At 49.1% G+C, this 16622-nt stretch carries 17 protein-coding genes and 1 tRNA gene; 11 read left to right on the forward strand and 7 right to left on the reverse strand.

The features are described 5' to 3' along the window. Window positions 1–437 precede the first annotated feature (437 nt). The 5 genes from aspA (at window position 438) to ACIPUG_RS09660 (ending at window position 6078) form a co-directional block, all read left to right on the forward strand. A complete protein-coding gene (gene aspA / locus ACIPUG_RS09640; RefSeq protein WP_039279303.1) occupies window positions 438–1877 on the forward strand; it encodes an aspartate ammonia-lyase in 1440 nt (479 codons plus the stop codon). 121 nt (window positions 1878–1998) lie between these two features. After that, complete coding sequence (locus ACIPUG_RS09645) at window positions 1999–3300, forward strand: anaerobic C4-dicarboxylate transporter (protein WP_010286407.1); 1302 nt, start codon at window positions 1999–2001, stop codon at window positions 3298–3300. Between the two features lie 131 nt (window positions 3301–3431). Continuing rightward, a complete protein-coding gene (cutA, locus tag ACIPUG_RS09650; RefSeq protein WP_039279300.1) occupies window positions 3432–3764 on the forward strand; it encodes a divalent cation tolerance protein CutA in 333 nt (110 codons plus the stop codon). Continuing rightward, entirely contained in the window at window positions 3740–5470 is a 1731-nt protein-coding gene (locus tag ACIPUG_RS09655; RefSeq protein ID WP_400338247.1) for a protein-disulfide reductase DsbD, read from the forward strand. The genes cutA and ACIPUG_RS09655 overlap by 25 nt, the downstream gene beginning before the upstream one ends. A gap of 32 nt (window positions 5471–5502) precedes the next feature. After that, the gene (locus tag ACIPUG_RS09660; protein WP_400338248.1) at window positions 5503–6078 is read left to right on the forward strand and encodes a transcriptional regulator; all 576 of its coding nucleotides are present in this window, start codon (window positions 5503–5505) and stop codon (window positions 6076–6078) included. Here ACIPUG_RS09660 and ACIPUG_RS09665 read toward each other — a convergent pair. After that, the gene (locus ACIPUG_RS09665; RefSeq protein ID WP_400338249.1) at window positions 6075–6665 is read right to left on the reverse strand and encodes a LysE family translocator; all 591 of its coding nucleotides are present in this window, start codon (window positions 6663–6665) and stop codon (window positions 6075–6077) included. The two genes, ACIPUG_RS09660 and ACIPUG_RS09665, sit on opposite strands and share 4 nt — an antisense overlap. Window positions 6666–6700: 35 nt before the next feature. After that, window positions 6701–7546 (reverse strand): AraC family ligand binding domain-containing protein, encoded by an 846-nt coding sequence (locus ACIPUG_RS09670; RefSeq protein ID WP_400338250.1) that lies wholly within the window; start codon window positions 7544–7546, stop codon window positions 6701–6703. 172 nt (window positions 7547–7718) lie between these two features. Between ACIPUG_RS09670 and ACIPUG_RS09675 the strand changes: the two genes are divergently transcribed. Next, a tRNA-Phe gene (locus ACIPUG_RS09675) sits at window positions 7719–7794 on the forward strand. Window positions 7795–7955: 161 nt separating this feature from the next. Then, the gene (locus ACIPUG_RS09680; RefSeq protein WP_400338252.1) at window positions 7956–9215 is read left to right on the forward strand and encodes a tyrosine-type recombinase/integrase; all 1260 of its coding nucleotides are present in this window, start codon (window positions 7956–7958) and stop codon (window positions 9213–9215) included. 106 nt (window positions 9216–9321) lie between these two features. On the opposite strand, the gene ACIPUG_RS09685 is transcribed toward ACIPUG_RS09680, so the two are convergent. Further along, window positions 9322–9516 (reverse strand): YlcI/YnfO family protein, encoded by a 195-nt coding sequence (locus ACIPUG_RS09685; protein ID WP_039525031.1) that lies wholly within the window; start codon window positions 9514–9516, stop codon window positions 9322–9324. A 185-nt stretch (window positions 9517–9701) separates the two neighbouring features. On the opposite strand from ACIPUG_RS09685, the gene ACIPUG_RS09690 reads away from it, so the two are divergent. The 4 genes from ACIPUG_RS09690 (at window position 9702) to ccdB (ending at window position 12274) form a co-directional block, all read left to right on the forward strand. Further along, window positions 9702–10043: a hypothetical protein gene (locus tag ACIPUG_RS09690; protein WP_025919584.1), complete on the forward strand. Its 342-nt coding sequence runs from the start codon at window positions 9702–9704 to the stop codon at window positions 10041–10043. A gap of 902 nt (window positions 10044–10945) precedes the next feature. Then, the gene (mobC, locus tag ACIPUG_RS09695) at window positions 10946–11689 is read left to right on the forward strand and encodes a MobC family replication-relaxation protein (protein WP_400338254.1); all 744 of its coding nucleotides are present in this window, start codon (window positions 10946–10948) and stop codon (window positions 11687–11689) included. Window positions 11690–11747: 58 nt separating this feature from the next. Then, window positions 11748–11966, forward strand: coding sequence for a type II toxin-antitoxin system antitoxin CcdA (gene ccdA, locus ACIPUG_RS09700; protein ID WP_400338256.1), 219 nt, complete (start codon window positions 11748–11750; stop codon window positions 11964–11966). Between the two features lie 2 nt (window positions 11967–11968). Further along, window positions 11969–12274 carry a type II toxin-antitoxin system toxin CcdB gene (gene ccdB / locus ACIPUG_RS09705; protein WP_400338258.1) on the forward strand — a complete coding sequence of 102 codons (306 nt, stop codon included), beginning with the start codon at window positions 11969–11971 and terminating at the stop codon, window positions 12272–12274. A 261-nt stretch (window positions 12275–12535) separates the two neighbouring features. On the opposite strand, the gene ACIPUG_RS09710 is transcribed toward ccdB, so the two are convergent. The 4 genes from ACIPUG_RS09710 to ACIPUG_RS09725 are packed head-to-tail and all read right to left on the reverse strand — an operon-like array spanning window position 12536 to window position 16613. Continuing rightward, window positions 12536–13009 (reverse strand): Mov34/MPN/PAD-1 family protein, encoded by a 474-nt coding sequence (locus ACIPUG_RS09710; protein ID WP_400338260.1) that lies wholly within the window; start codon window positions 13007–13009, stop codon window positions 12536–12538. Window positions 13010–13016: 7 nt separating this feature from the next. After that, complete coding sequence (locus tag ACIPUG_RS09715; protein ID WP_400338261.1) at window positions 13017–14774, reverse strand: HesA/MoeB/ThiF family protein; 1758 nt, start codon at window positions 14772–14774, stop codon at window positions 13017–13019. Beyond that, a complete protein-coding gene (locus ACIPUG_RS09720) occupies window positions 14767–16053 on the reverse strand; it encodes a nucleotidyltransferase (RefSeq protein ID WP_400338263.1) in 1287 nt (428 codons plus the stop codon). Before ACIPUG_RS09720 ends, ACIPUG_RS09715 begins: the two co-directional genes overlap by 8 nt. Window positions 16054–16076: 23 nt before the next feature. After that, the gene (locus ACIPUG_RS09725; RefSeq protein ID WP_400338265.1) at window positions 16077–16613 is read right to left on the reverse strand and encodes an exonuclease domain-containing protein; all 537 of its coding nucleotides are present in this window, start codon (window positions 16611–16613) and stop codon (window positions 16077–16079) included. Window positions 16614–16622 lie beyond the last annotated feature (9 nt).

The following is a 16622-nucleotide window of genomic DNA, read 5'->3' on the forward strand; positions in this document are numbered from 1 at the left end:
TCGCGATTGAAAACCCAGTACGCTTTACCACCCATCGGATTTACTACCAATGGATTAGGAAAAATGCGCGCCTGCTCTGCGATCCGGCACATCATGATTTACTGAAATGGGTACGGCTTTGCGCATTTTCAAGCCGCCGCCCTACGATTATTGTTCTAAAATAGTGACTCGTGACTACAGTCACAGTTCATTTACCGCCGTGGTAGAGAACGCCAGTATAGTGATCTAAACACCTGTTTTTCGCTGTCGTAACGACATATCCTCACGGCAATGGATACCTGGTTGGTCAAACATCCCGAGACTATTGCCGCGATAAGACGGTTTATCCGAGACCACATTGTTTTTAGAGATAATGGTTTTTTGAGATAACGCCGCCCGACACACCAGCCCACAACGTCTAGTTGCATCACTAGTCGCACAACAGGATAAGCACTCTCATGTCAGAAAACATCCGTATTGAAGAAGACCTGTTAGGCACCCGAGAAGTTCCCGCAGACGCGTATTATGGCGTTCACACGCTGCGCGCCGTCGAGAATTTCTACATCAGTAACAATAAAATCAGTGACATACCCGAGTTCGTGCGCGGTATGGTCATGGTGAAGAAAGCCGCGGCCTTGGCTAACAGAGAGCTGCAAACTATCCCGAAAAAAATCGCCGACGTCATCATCCGCGCCTGCGATGAAGTGCTGAATAACGGCAAATGCATGGATCAGTTCCCGGTCGATGTCTATCAAGGGGGGGCTGGCACGTCGGTCAACATGAATACCAACGAAGTATTAGCCAATATTGGTCTGGAGCTGATGGGCCACCAGAAAGGCGAATACCAGTATCTGAACCCCAACGATCACCTGAACAAATGCCAGTCCACCAATGATGCCTACCCCACCGGATTTCGTATCGCGGTCTACGCGGCCGTCCTGAAGCTAACGGAGGCGATAGCGAAGTTGAGCGATGGGTTCGAGCGCAAAGCCAAAGAATTTGAAGACGTGCTGAAAATGGGCCGCACCCAGTTGCAGGACGCCGTACCGATGACGCTCGGCCAGGAGTTTCATGCATTTAACGTACTGTTGCAGGAAGAAATCAAAAACCTGCTGCGCACGTCGGAACTGCTGCTTGAAGTCAATCTGGGCGCGACCGCAATCGGTACGCGCCTGAACACGCCAGACGGCTATCAGCAACTGGCGGTGCAGCGTCTGGCGGAAGTCAGCGGTCTGCCCTGTGTGCCAGCAGAAGATTTGATCGAAGCCACGTCAGACTGCGGTGCCTATGTGATGGTACACAGTTCGCTGAAGCGGCTGGCCGTGAAGCTGTCAAAGATCTGTAATGACCTGCGTCTGCTCTCTTCCGGTCCCCGTGCAGGCCTGAATGAAATCAACCTGCCGGAGCTACAAGCGGGTTCCTCGATCATGCCCGCCAAGGTGAATCCGGTCGTGCCGGAAGTCGTCAATCAGGTGTGTTTCAAGGTCATCGGTAACGACACCTGCGTCACGATGGCGTCAGAAGCCGGGCAATTACAGCTAAACGTGATGGAGCCGGTCATCGGTCAGGCGATGTTTGAATCGACCCACATTCTGACCAACGCCTGCTACAACCTGTTGGAGAAATGCGTCAACGGCATCACCGCCAATAAGAGCGTCTGTGAAGCCTATGTCTTCAATTCCATCGGGATTGTGACGTACCTGAACCCGTTCATCGGCCACCACAACGGCGATATCGTCGGCAGAATCTGCGCGGAAACGGGGAAAAGCGTGCGTGAAGTTGTCCTGGAGCGCGGCCTGCTGACGGAAGCCGAACTGGATGACATTTTCTCCATCCAGAACCTGATGCATCCGGCGTACAAAGCCAAACGCTACACCGATGAAAACGAGCTTCCCTAACACCAACACCTAATACCAACAGGCACGTCCGTTCACGAAGAACAGCGTGCCTTTATTTTTTGCCGTCTACGGCCATAAGAATAAGTTATGAAATTTTTATTATTAATTAAGGAGCATAGTCATGCTTGGTCTTGAGTTACTGATCGTTCTGCTCGCCATCTATTTGGGGGCACGACTGGGAGGCATCGGCATTGGTTTCGCCGGTGGCCTGGGAGTGCTTGTTCTTACGCTGGGGTTTCAGATAAAGCCCGGCGTAATCCCTTTTGATGTCATTGAAATTATCATGGCCGTTATCGCCGCCATCGCCGCAATGCAGGTAGCGGGCGGAATGGATTATCTGGTCAGTCTGGCGGAGAAACTGCTGCGTAAACACCCGAAATACGTCACCTTTCTCGCGCCGCTGGTCACCTACTTCATGACGATTCTGGCTGGGACTGGACACACCGCGTTTTCCACCCTGCCGGTTATCGCCGAAGTCGCCAAAGAGCAGGGTATTCGCCCTTCTCGTCCGCTTTCGATTGCCGTCGTTGCCTCGCAAATCGCCATTACTGCCTCGCCGATCTCAGCGGCGGTGGTGTTTGTCGCCGGTATTCTTGAGCCGCACGGCGTCAGCTATCTGCTGCTGTTGGGCATTTGTATTCCGACCACGCTCGCCGCAATCCTGCTGACGGCAATTGTGACCAACTTCCTGGGCAAAGAGCTGAAAGACGATCCGATTTATCAGGAACGTCTGAAAAAAGGTGAAACCACGCTGCGCGGCAATAGCCAGCATGAGATCAAACCGGGTGCCAAACTTTCCGTGATGCTATTTCTGATCGGCATCGTCGCTGTCGTGCTGTATGCCACGGCGATCAGCGGCACGGTTGGGCTGATTCAGAATCCGGTTCTGCCACGTAACGAAGCGATTGTGGTCTTTATGCTGACGATCGCCACGCTGATTTGCATCACCTGCAAAATCGACACCGCGCGCATCCTCTCTGCCAGCACGTTTAAGTCCGGCATGAGCGCCTGTATCTGCGTGATGGGCGTGGCCTGGCTGGGCGATACCTTTGTTAAAGCGCATATTTCCGATATTCAGGATACCGCTGGTGCACTACTGCAAAGCTACCCGTGGATGCTGGCCGTCGTGCTGTTCTTCGCCGCCACGCTGCTTTACTCGCAGGCGGCAACGGCAAAAGCACTGATGCCTGCTGCGCTGCTGCTGGGCGTGTCTCCGGTCACGGCCGTGGCGTCTTTTGCTGCCGTTTCCGCCCTGTTCGTGCTACCAACCTACCCGACGCTGTTAGCTGCCGTGGAGATGGACGACACCGGCTCAACGCGCATCGGCAAGTTTGTGTTTAACCACTCCTTCCTGATTCCGGGCGTGATGGCGATTACGCTGTCGGTGATATTTGGCTTTATCCTCGGCAGCATCCTGATCTAAAAATTGCCTTTCAGGCAGCACTTCGCGGATCGACTTAACTCGTCGATCCGCCGCATTCCCTTCAAACAATAAAGCAAGGTATAGTGTGGTTCTGGTTGTCTGGAATTTGTTCATCTGACACGGAGGATGTGATGTCTGACCGCCCGCTTTGCGATGCTGTCGTCATATTATGTACCGCACCTGACGACGCCTGCGCGCAACGGCTTGCCGACTCGCTGTTGGAAACGCGGCTCGCCGCCTGCGTCACCCTGCTGCCCGGCGCACGCTCGCTCTACTACTGGGAAGGCAAGCTCGAACAGCAATCAGAAGTACAAATGCTGATAAAAAGCGATATCTCACATCAGCAAGCCCTGCTGACTCACCTGAAACAACAACACCCTTACGATACGCCGGAGCTGTTAGTTCTGCCGGTATCCGGGGGCGATAGCGATTATCTGACATGGCTCAACGCATCTTTACGCTGATTTTCCTGTTATGGACGGCTTTCGGCACACCCAGTGTGGCCGCCTCTTCTTTCGGTCAGAAACTGTTTGGCAACAGCACGACGTCACGCTTTCTGCCAGTCGATGGCGCTTTCGCCTTTGAGTTTCAGCAGCAGGATAACCAGCTCAATCTGCGCTGGGATATCCATCCCGATTACTACCTGTACCGCGCACAAATCAAGATCGAAGGGAACGGTGCCACGCTTGGCAAGGTGGAACTGCCACAGGGCGAAAGCCATAACGACGAATTCTTCGGTCAGGTCTTTATCCTGCGGGATCGGCTGGCGCTAACGGTTCCCATTCAACAGGCCGAAAACGGCGCGACCGTTAAAGTCACCTATCAAGGCTGCGCCGATGCGGGTTTCTGCTATCCGCCGGAAACGCGCGTTGTTCCTCTCAGTCAGGTGATTGCTAACGCAGGCACAGACACATCGAATACGGCATCAGCCCAGACGCCACCGCCGCAGGCCACGCCGATGCCGTTCTCGCCGTGGTGGGCGCTGTTGATTGGTATCGGCGTCGCCTTTACCCCTTGCGTCCTGCCGATGTACCCGCTGATTGCCAGCCTGGTGCTGGGCAGAAAAGAACAGCTGACGCCGCGTCGAACGCTACTGCTGTCGATGACCTACGTTCAGGGCATGGCGCTGACCTACACACTGCTCGGGCTGGTTGTCGCCGCCGCCGGATTACGCTTTCAAGCCGCGCTCCAGCATCCCTACATTCTGATTGGCCTGTCGGTGATGTTTGCCGCACTCGCGCTGTCCATGTTTGGCCTGTATACGCTCCAGCTCCCGTCCTCGGTACAAACCCGACTGACAGAGTGGAGCAACCGTCAGCAAGGCGGCTCCGTTACTGGCGTATTCTGCATGGGCGCGCTGGCTGGGCTAATTTGTTCCCCTTGCACAACCGCGCCGCTCAGCGCCATCCTGCTTTACATCGCCCAGAGCGGCAACATGCTGGCGGGCGGCGGCACGCTTTATCTCTACGCGCTTGGCATGGGTTTACCGCTCATTCTGGTCACGCTGTTCGGCAACAAACTGCTGCCGCGTAGCGGCCCGTGGATGCAGTACGTTAAAGAAGCGTTTGGTTTCATTATTCTGGCACTGCCCGTCTTCCTGCTGGAGCGCATTCTGGGCGAGATGTGGGGAATGCGGCTGTGGAGCGCACTGGGTATCGCCTTCTTCGGCTGGGCGCTCATGCTGACGCTGCGCAGCAGCAAGGGCTGGATGCGTGGCGTACAGCTACTGCTGCTGGCAGGCGTGGTGATCAGCGCCAAGCCGCTGCAAGACTGGGCATTTCCTCCGGCTGGCGTGGCGCAAGCTCATACCTCAGCACTGAACTTCGCCCCTGTCGCCAATATTGCCGATCTCAACAGTGCGCTGGCAAAGAGCGCTCAGCCTGTTATGCTCGATCTTTACGCTGACTGGTGCGTTGCCTGCAAAGAGTTCGAGAAATACACGTTCAGCGACCCGGCGGTGCAAAACCATCTGTCGCGCATCACGCTGCTACAGGCGGACGTCACCGCTAACCGCGAAGAACAAAACGCGCTGCTGAAAAAGCTACAAGTTTTAGGGCTGCCGACCATCGTATTCTTTGACGCTCAGGGGAAAGAGATCCCCGGCTCGCGCGTCACCGGTTTTATGAATGCTGAACAATTTCAGGCACATTTACAGAAGTTCAGCCCATAAACGACGATATATGTGCTTCTGGAGGAGACCTAATGCAACGGGAAGATGTTCTTGAACATGCGCTTACTCTGCTGGAGCAGCACGGCTTTGCCATGACGACGCTGGATATGCTGGCGGAGAGACTAGGCGTTCCGGTAGAGGAACTGACGCCATTCTGGCCGGATCGCGAGGCACTGCTGTACGACGGCCTGCGTCACCATAGTCAGCAGGTCGATACCTGGCGGCGTCAGCTTCTGTTGGACGACGAGAAAAGCGTCGAGCAGAAGCTGCTGGCACGCTATCAGGTACTGCACGAGTCGGTGAACAAACAGCGTTATCCGGGCTGCTTGTTTATTGCGGCGTGCAGCTTCTTTCCTGATATCAATCACCCTATCCACCAGATTGCGGAACAGCAGAAGCTGGCGTCTTACCAGTACACCCGCGATTTGCTGGAAGAGCTGGAAACCGACGATCCTGAAATGGTGGCACAGCAGATGGAATTGATTCTGGAAGGCTGCCTGAGCAACCTGCTGGTCAAGCATCAGGCCGCCAGCATCGCCACCGCGCAGCGGCTGGCAGAAGATGTCTTACGCTTTGCGCTGTGCCGCAAAAACGGCGCGTTGACCTAAGCGAGCATACCTGCCCAGGCGGAAATGAACAGACACAGCGCCATCAGGCGCTGAAAGCGCACCATTGCAACGGTGGTGCGAAACACCCTGTTCACGGCCTTTCCCAGCCCTGCCCAGCACACCAGACAGACCATCGAGATAATCAAAAACCACAGCGCCATTATCGATATCTCCCGCAACGCCTGCTCCCCCGCAGGGGCGAACAGGCTGACGACAGCCAATGCCATCATCCACGTTTTCGGGTTAATCACCTGTAACAACGCCGCAGCGCGAGCCGTAAAACGGTTGTGCGATTCGCCAGAGAGGTTAGCCGCAGGTGCCCTGAATAACTGCCAGCTCATCCAGCTTAGCCACAGCACACCCGCCCAGCTCATCACCTGACGAACCACCGGATACTGACGCAGCATCTCCCCCGCGCCGGCACCGGAAATCAGGACGATGGCGCTTGCTGCCACGCAGGCGCCAACCACCGCAGGTAGCGTGTTTCTCACGCCATGGCGCTGGCTATTGGTTAAAATCAGGATATTTGTTGGCCCCGGCGTTATCGAGGCGACAAATGCAAACAGCAGAAACGGCATCAAACTCACAGGTCACTCCTTTTTGAAGAGCCCTGACTGTGCCGCTATTTTCTGGAAACGTCTGGAAGGTTTGTGCACAACCGACGGTAATGGGCGGGCGAGATCCGATATGCCCGCTGAAACCAACGGCCAAGATGGCTTTGATCGGAAAAACCTAAGCTTGCAGCCACGTCGGCAGGCTGATCGCCGCATGCCAATAACTGCCGTGCTTTCGCCAAACGCAGTTGGATAAGCCAGGCGTGCGGAGCCAGATGAAATTCACGTTTAAAGCAACGTGTCAGCGTGAAGCGATCGGTGCCGGTCTCCCGCGCGAGGTCAGACAGACCGATATTTTCGCCCAGATGCGCATAAAGATAATCGCGTGCGCGATGGGCCACCGCCGTGCTTTGCAGCTGCGAGGGTAACCTTTTTCGCCAGTGACAATGTGCGGTAATCTGTGAGAGCAGGTTATCCATAGCGCTCTGCTGCACAATTTTTATTTCATCGTTGTGAAGCGTGGCGAACGTGTCGCCAATCGAACGAACCAGCTGTGGATCACGCGTGAGTGTCTGCGCAAAATGAAGCGAGTAACTTCCTGGCGTGGAAGCATATAAGCCGTGCAGCGCATTAGTCAGCCACTGCTCATCGAGGTAGAACGTCAGATAGGTAAACCCGCCATCTACCGGCGCGTCACCGTCGTGGATTTCACCCGGTTCCAGCAAGAAAGCGTCCCCCGGACGACTCCGGTGTCGCTCACGGCGACAGTGAAACTGCTGCGTACCGGAAAGCGTCACTCCCACGAGGTAGCTGTCGTGCCAGTGCGGATCGTAGGCGTGCCCTTCAAAATGCGCCTTGATCGTCTCAATCCCCGTATCTGCATGCTGACGTAGCTCAAGCCAGTCGTTCGCCATCTCGCTCCCCTCTTTTCGCTATCAGCATTACCCGTTAATAGGCATCAATTCTGGAAGATTTGTGCAAAATCGACGCCTACCCGATCAGATTGCCGTAAAGTTAAGCAGTTGAACAGCTTTTCCCTAAATAGGGTTGACGATCATACGGGATTAAGGTTTAATGCGCCCCGTTGCCCGGATAGCTCAGTCGGTAGAGCAGAGGATTGAAAATCCTCGTGTCCTTGGTTCGATTCCGAGTCCGGGCACCACCTTTCCTTTTTTATGCTTCCTTATCAATCCCTATATTGTTGCGATTCAATAAGTTGGCGTGAAAATCTTTTCCGATGCGTTTTGATTTATCCCTTCGCATCGGGGAATTTGTGGGTCAGATTGCGGGTCATTCAGTTCGATGAACGGGAGTGACCCTCATATGTTAACTGACAGCAAAGTCCGATCCGCGAAACCTCTCGAAAAATCTTACAAGCTCACTGATTCGCAAGGCCTGTACCTCACGGTATCCACCAGCGGCGCTAAGCTATGGTATTTCCGCTATCGTTTCGGCGGTAAAGAAAGCCGTCTGGCCTTTGGCCCCTACCCTCAAACTACACTGGCAGAAGCCCGCGAAAAGCGCGATGCGGCACGTAAGCTGCTGGCATCCGGCATTAGTCCCTCTCAGCTTCGTAAATCGAACAACCCCGCCGTTGAGGAATCCCGTACCTTTCAGTATGTCGCGATGGCGTGGCACACCAGCAGCCTCAAGCTCTGGTCGGACGCGCACGCCGATAAAATCCTCATCTGCCTGAAACGCTACGTTTTCCCCGCGATTGGCACGATGGATATCACGCAGGTTGAAACCCGCCATCTTGCGCAGTTGGTTAAGGCGATTGATGACAAAGGCGTGCATGACGTCGCCGGACGGGTGCGCCAGCATCTGACTAAAATTATGCGCCATGCCGTGCAGCAAGGTGTCATCAAATACAATCCGGCTTACGATTTAGATGGCGTCGTGACCCCGGTGGCGACCCAACATCACCCCGCACTGCCGCTTAAACGCCTGCCTGAGCTGCTGGCTAAGATTGAGAACTACAAAGGCCGGGTGCTGACCCGTCTGGCGCTGGAGCTGAATCTGCATGTTTTCCTACGCTCCAGTGAACTGCGTTTTGCCCGCTGGGATGAATTCAACCTCAAAGCGCATATCTGGAGCGTGCCTGCCCAGCGCGAAGCAGTAAAAGGAGTGAGGTTTTCAGAGCGTGGCGCAAAAATGAAGGATGAACATCTGGTGCCGCTGTCACGGCAGGCAGTCGCCCTGCTGAAACAGGTTCAGGCGATTTCCGGCGAATCGGTCTTCGTTTTTCCCGGCGCACATACCCTGAACAAGCCGATGAGTGAAAATACCATCAACAAGGCGCTGCGCGTGATTGGCTACGACACCAAAACCGAAGTCTGCGGCCACGGTTTCAGAACCATGGCCTGTAGCGCCCTGAACGAGTCCGGACGCTGGTCAAAAGACGCCATTGAGCGGCAGATGAGCCACAAAGAGCGCAACGGCGTGCGGGCTGCTTACGTGCATAAAGCAGAGCATCTGGAAGCCAGAATCGAAATGATGCAATGGTGGTCGGATTATCTGGACGTCAACCGTGAGGGCTACGTCGCACCGTATATTTATGCGCGGAGTCATTCGGCTGGCTAACGCGCTGCGCTTGTTGGCTCCTGACGGGCTTTCTATGTGATAGAAAACCCGTCAGGAGCGTTGTCATAAAACCATTCGAGCATTCTGCCAACCGTCTTTTGCTACGCTAGGATTTCACTGGCTTATCGCGTTTTGGCGTTGCCAATTTTTGGTTGCATGCATCCAGAACCCAGGCTGAAAAATTAGCATCGGGATCTTCCGCTTTCTCCTGCGCAACGCTGGCGTTTATTTCTTCGATAAGCTCATGCGGGAAGCGAATTCCCTTTGTGGTCGAGCGCTTGTTTTTAGAACCTGTAGGCATGCCGTTTTCCTTTCTCACTGAACGCACACTATACAAGGAAAAATATTTTTAAACACGTTGACGTGTATGTGCACCTAGCGTTAAGGTGTATGAACACCAAGAGCAAATTCATGGTGAAAAACGAACCCCGGCAGTGCGCCAACACTAACCGGGCTTCTGACCACAACATTATGAGGACTAATGCTATGGCTGACACAGATAGTAACACGGGCTCGTCTTATCAATCACTGCCGGATTATGAGAACCGTTACTCCGCCATGAGTGCCGCGCTGGCGCGTCTGGATTTTTCAAATATGGACAATGACGAACTCTCGCAGGTGACAGAGTATTGCGCCGAAACACAGGCAGGACTTTGCCATTGTCTGAATTTCATCGGTGATGCGCTGATTACCTTTGCCGATAATGACGTGTGCGAATCGACGCCAGAAAGCTTGTGCCAGTTGGGACATGGGCTAACCGCAATCAGTTTACTCATCCCTGCCCTTACCACGATGCACAAACGCGCACATTCACTCACCGCCAGATAGCCATCTGAACATCACTAGTCTGATTAAAGCTCTGCCGTTAGGTCAGAGCTTTTTTGCTTTCGTGGCTCAATAACCATAATTAACCCTATCCGATATTGAGTTGTTTGCAGGCATCCTCCCCCTTTCCCGATAGCCTTCCCTACTGGCTGATTCCAGTGGGGAGAGATATGCCAGCACGTTTTATTTTCGCAACGCTGACAGCGCTGAATAGGCCATTCAGCCACGACGCAGGATGCGACGGGTTTAGGCGGGTGAAGGCCTGCGTTTCGCGGGCATTCACCTGTGGCGTGAGGCGAGTAAATTCAATTTCGCAGAAATTGCTAATTTGCGTCGCCCGAACCCACCGGCGAGCGTTTCCCCCAAGGGAAACCGAGCAGGCCGGGGGGAGCCGAATAAATTTTGCCGCCCCAGCGAGCAAAAAGACGCGCCCACGCGTCGGTTTATTTGGGGGGCTTAAGCCCCGCACACCGTCGTGGCTAAGTCTCCGGCCACAAGCCGGTAGCGAGGCGCGACTACCCGCTTTGAAGGCGTTTTCCCATTTTTTCGCTGACCGGAACGGGCAAAAGAAAAAGTGGGCTAAAAACGGCGTCTCAAAGGGGGTAGTCGCGCGTAGCGTGCGACGGTGTGCCGCTGTTGACGTTGGGGGTTTTGGCGTGGCGTCCAGCCGCGACATTACCCCCATGTGCCAGGTAATAAGGGCATCCAGCCCGTATGAACTGGCGTACGCCGTTCTGTGACGGGAAATATATTTTTCGGCACATGACCGCATCGCGGTCACCTCTTTATCCCCACAAGATCGCCTCATGACGTCGACTCATGCCAGTGGGCGAAGGTATTCCCCCATGCGATGAGGCGATAAAACCGAAAGAGCGAACACCCCAGTACAATGCGAAGGAGGAACCATGCTGATTTCTGATTACCGTGAACGCCGGGCACGTAGTCACGAAAAAATGCGACTTCTGCTCACCTTTCTGAAAGAAGAAACCTACAGCGATTTTAAAACCCTGATGCTGCTTTTTGATTTTAAAAATCACAAGCCGCTTTATTTGCTGCTGGCGAAAGCTATTAGCATGGGATTCATTCAAAAACAGACGTTTTGCACAAGAATGGAAAAAATCTCACTATGGGGGATCACCAACGACGGATTATCCGTTGTCGTCACACCCCATGAGGATGGCTTTCCTGCACGGTTTGAGCCCTCGAAAGTCACTGGCTGGACGCTGATGCAGCGCCTTGATCGTCAGCTAGCACGGCTCCTTCTTGAGAAGAAAGGCGCTTATGGATGGATCAGCGGCGCTGATTCAATATTCCGCAGCCGCTATGAGGTATATCATCGCCCGGCCGGGGTGATAACGTTACCTGACGGGACAGTTATCGCCGTTGAGACTGAACGCCATCTGAAAACCAAGGCCCGTTATCAGGCAATTATCACCCAACATTTGATAACTCGTACTCAAAAACGTTGGATGTACGTCTTCTATATCGTGCCCGATCCGCAGATAAAGCGAGCTATTGAACGGATGTTCAATAGCGTGAAATACGCCATCGTCAACCATCAGCGTATCCCGCTGGAAGCAAAGCACCGCAATGTTTTTCGAGTTTATACGTTTGAGGAACTTAAACGGTTAGCGTTAAAATTTGACTAATTGCTGAACAACCACGTGAAGTATATACTCAAAGTATACATACGAGAGGAGCACTATCATGAAACACCGCGTCAGCGTTACCGTGGACAAAGACAATTACCAGATTCTGAGTGCTGCCGGAGTCAATATTTCCGGGCTGGTGAATGACGCGATTGGCAAAGAAGCCCGCCGCATTAAGGCTGAGGAGTGGAAAAAGGAAAACCGCGAAGGGATGGAAGAAGTCGCCCGATTTATCGCTCAGCATGGCTCCTTTGCGGATGAAAACAGGAACTGGTGATCATGCAATTCATTGTTTATCAATACAAACGCGCCAGTCATTATAAAATGTTTGTCGATGTGCAAAGCGATATTGTTGAAACACCAAAGCGGCGCATGGTCATCCCGCTTATCGAAGCACATAACCTGTCTGAGAAAGTCAATAAGACGCTGTTTCCTCTGATTCGCATCGACGGCGAAGATTATCGGTTGATGACAACTGAACTATCGAGCGTTCCCGTTGAGGTCATTGGTGAGGTTATCGCGGATCTTGGCGACTGTGCGGATGAGATTAAGGATGCGATTAATCTTATTTTTTGGGGGATTTGAGAGGGTATTCAGACTGCTGAAATAGCTCCTAAACACAGCACTCTCCTCTTAAAGATATGGTTAAAATATCTCCAAAATTGAATAATCTGGTTGACAGGAATACTGAAAAAAGAACTCCTGAAAATATAATGGTGACCATTTAAAAAGTCAAAGTTTAATCCTCAGCGATGAGTTATTGGCAAAGGATTCTAACGGGTTTAAATTGTTATGCTTATATTAAAATAAAACGAAAGTTTAAATTTAACTACACGCATCTAGCATTCATCGTTTAAAAGCCTCACAATACCCCTCATTTTTATAGGCCCATGCCTTTATCCCATCCTGGCCTAATGAAGTTCCAACTATAATAAAAATAGGAGACCTTATAATATTTTTATTCAAAAGATAGAAGCGCTCAATACTAATTTTATCTTGGTGTGACAGCATAGGGATTACTTGAGGGTGAGTATGCCAGTAACCAGCAAAAACTAAACCATTTCTCCTAGCTTGGTTCTGCTCAGATTCACATCTATCAGAATTAAACTCTACCCAATGTTTTGAAGATTTATCCGATGAATGTGGTAACGTGGCAGAAGATAGCCATAAGCCGTTGTTGAATGAAACATCAATGAATAGCTGCCCCCCACATTCATTTTTATTACTGTGTTGCCTATGAGTATCAAATACATCAGAAACATCTTTACTAACATGTAATTCGAAATCATATTTTTCCCATCCCCATGTCCATGCTAGCATGGGGGGGCTATTCGTTATTCCATTCATTTTTAATTACCATGCTTTCAATATTTTCATCAATCTCTGGGCCCACATATTTTCCTCCAGCCACAATAACCTTACGACTCTCGGTAATAAATGAGTTCCATACGTTACAGCCTAACCTATCATTTCCTTCCAAAATATTTATTACTGATTTTGATACCATCCCTGCAATTTGTTGAATGTTTAATGAGCTTCCGGGAATGTAACCTACACCGCAAGCAGGTAATTTGTAATAGCCATCATTCTCCCAATAAGTAAATTTATTTTTAAAGTTCCCCCTCTTATCAAATAAATGTCTTGCATCAGCAGTTTTTGTTTTATCACTACATAAAACATGACCAACGAAAGCGAAGGGCTCAACCCAAGCTTGCACAAATGCAATATCTTGAATCCTTGATTTCATTCCCCACAGGAAATATTCGGTTGGCCAGTCAGCAGAAGTTGAAACAATACAATCGTATGAATAAATATTAATGTCTTTATGAGAAATCGCTTGATAAAAATATTTTGGGATTGCTGTTATTATAGCCGTGGGTATGCAAGACTTAAGATATTTCTTGAGTGCTAAAGATTTATTTTTTCCTAAATCATCAATTGTTAATATATGCCTACCTAAATTGGAATCATCTAGAGTATCAGGGTCAACAATTGTTAGATCTGTTATACCTGAATGTATTAGTTGTGATGCTACATGACTTCCAAGTGAACCAGCACCAATCAGCAGAACTTTTTTTTGAGCAGTTTCTTCTACGTTGAAATCTTTTGAACGTGAAAAAATAATTTCGTTATCAAGCAAGAAAGTGTCAGTAATTAATAAGCTATCTCTTTCGCCAATAGGGTTTTCAAGAGGTTTTTTTTTCGCGCTCCTCAACCCAAAGTTAAATATCTGATTATCTCTAACCCCTTTCCTTTTAATTAATAATGCAATTATACTTACAGGTTCCGAATTGAATACTTCAAGAATTACCCATCTTAAGGGATGATTAGAATCTTTTTCTAACCATCCTTTAAGCGCCTTAATATGATTTCCATCCGCATGGCTTGAGAGCCAATCAACTAAACCAGAGGCAATTGGGAATTTTACATTTGGTGTAGATGTTAATTTTAAATAAAACGCACCTTTTGCAACATCAATTTTCTTTTTGGAGAGAGATATCTGCCATTGGTAATGCTCTAGAATTTTACTTTCACTGTCTGAAATCCAAATTTCTTCACCACCTACCATACCACTATTGGATAAAGTGTATAAAGGTGCTGAGTCCCTTGGTCTGTTTAGCAGAATTAACTTCTGCTGGCTTAATGTGGCTTGAATAGTCCAATAGCTAATGATTTCACTATCGAATTCATTTTTAATTTCACTAATATTTTTACTTTCGCACACAAGAGAGATCAGCTTCCCTAATCTATAGAATGTGTTATCTATAACCTCAACAGGATCACCATATACAGCCTTATCTCCGCCACCAAATAAACAAACAAATTCATCTAAAATATGAGGCCATTCTAACCAAGGGCTTGGTTTGATGGATAATGCTAACGCTACACTCGGGAAGTTTTCACTAAAACCTATTTGTAATTTCCTTTTTACCCCTAAGTAGTCAGCAGGCAGATTTAACTCAAATCTAATCACTTCATTTTTATTTTTTGCATTAACTTCAATCAGAAAGCAATTATTAAATATTTCATGAAGTCTATCCACACCCACCTGAATGGCAGGTGTAATATTATTATTCTTATCCAAGGCGTTCGACCGTCCCTGCATTAGCTTGACCCAATCCGGATAACATGCCAAACGCACCCAATACGGCTTTATTTAAAGTCTCACCAGACTTCCTTCCCGGTAATGTCCAGGATGTGCCAAAGTCTTTAGTTATTTCACTAATCATAGATTGGGGAACACCAAATTTATCACTAACTTCCTGTTCAAACCTCTGCTGAGTTCCCCAATCGCTTAAACCCAGTGCTATATCAGTGATAACATCAGCATGCCATTCATAAAATGCCGCTCTATATTTCTCGCCTTCTCCATTAACCCTATTCCATTTTTCAGCAAAGTTTTCACCTTCATCACATGGATTTAATACTTTGTATTCATTGTCAGAATCATTAACATGTTGGATCATATCTGACACAATCGAGAACATCACATCGATCGGTCTCATTGGTTTAGAAGCAGACTTTAAGGCAATCTTATAATAAGCTTGTGTTGCGAGTGTTGTAATAATAGCAGAAATCGGTCTATAAAGCTCAGATGAAGAACGTATGGCCCAGCGATCACGATGTCTTTTCAAAAGCTTAATCGTTGCGCCAAGAGGGTGAGAATCTGAGTATTCTTGATAATTGGGAATAGGATCCATTGTAGATTTAGCAAAATCTGCATTGCCTACAATACTCTCCATACTATCCATAGTTCTTGTTGATTCAGAGATCATTACAATTTTTTCAGTGCTGATATTCTCAAGCCATTGAGAATAAGAGCGCGGTGCACTAGCTTTCCAACCATCTTCCCTATCTGGAACAAGCAGTTTCCCATATCCATCATCTTCATAATTTCCAGAGACTTTAATAGCAGGAGTAATATCGATATGAAAACCGGGGTTTTCATCAGAATAAACGATTCTGATTCCTCGTCTAAGTTGTTGTGGATCAGCTTTAACAGTTGATTCAGCTTTGAATAATTCCTCAATTGCAAGCAATACATCTTCTGAACTTGAATTCACGGCATTAGGTAATAATATGATGGCATCGGCATCAATCGTTGCCATATCACCCTTGGCTTCAGGTGCAGGCTTGACTGTGGTTTTTAGTCCAATTGATCCTTGGATAAATATATGAGCCCCGGATAAACAAAATTCTTGTGCTTTATCTAGTATTTTTTGTAATTGAGAATATCGACTTTCAATTAAAGCATATTGTGCTGGAGTTAAAGATATTTTTTTAGAGGCTTCGAGGAGCATCTTCTCCCAGCTATTTATTTGTGAAGAGTCTTGCGCTGTATAGTCTAAAACTTGAGAGCTCATATTAATCTCCTAATGAAACAATATTATTTCTTTGAAATCATACTAAATATTTCTGATTGATATATTGCATCTTGAAGGGCATCATGAGTTGCCATATTCTTGGTTTTTAATCTAACATCAATTTTACTGGATTTTGTTTCCTGCCAAAATGTTCCGAATTTACCCATGTAATATGATTTAATATCAAGCGCTGTAAAACCAAAGGGATTTCTTCCAAAGTGTTTGATGAATGCATAATTAATGAACGACCAATCAAAAGCAGCATTGAATCCAACAAAAACTATTTTTTTGTTTTTAAACTCATCCCTTTCAAGCCAATTATTAAAAAGCTCGATGGCAACGATTATATTTTTACCTTTTTCATTCAAATCATCAATATTTAATCCAGTTACGGCAAGAGCCTCATCCTCAACCAAGCCTCCCTGCGGCTTAACTAAGCAACTGAAATTATCTTCAGGTTTTCCAACTACGCAGGCACCGATGCTAATGAGGTCATATTCCCCTGGGATGGGGCCGGTAGTCTCGATATCAACAGAGATATAAATTTCTGGCGAAGTCATTATAACCTC

Origin of the sequence: Pectobacterium sp. CHL-2024, from assembly GCF_044751765.1 — a bacterium.
Classification (GTDB): domain Bacteria; phylum Pseudomonadota; class Gammaproteobacteria; order Enterobacterales; family Enterobacteriaceae; genus Pectobacterium; species Pectobacterium brasiliense.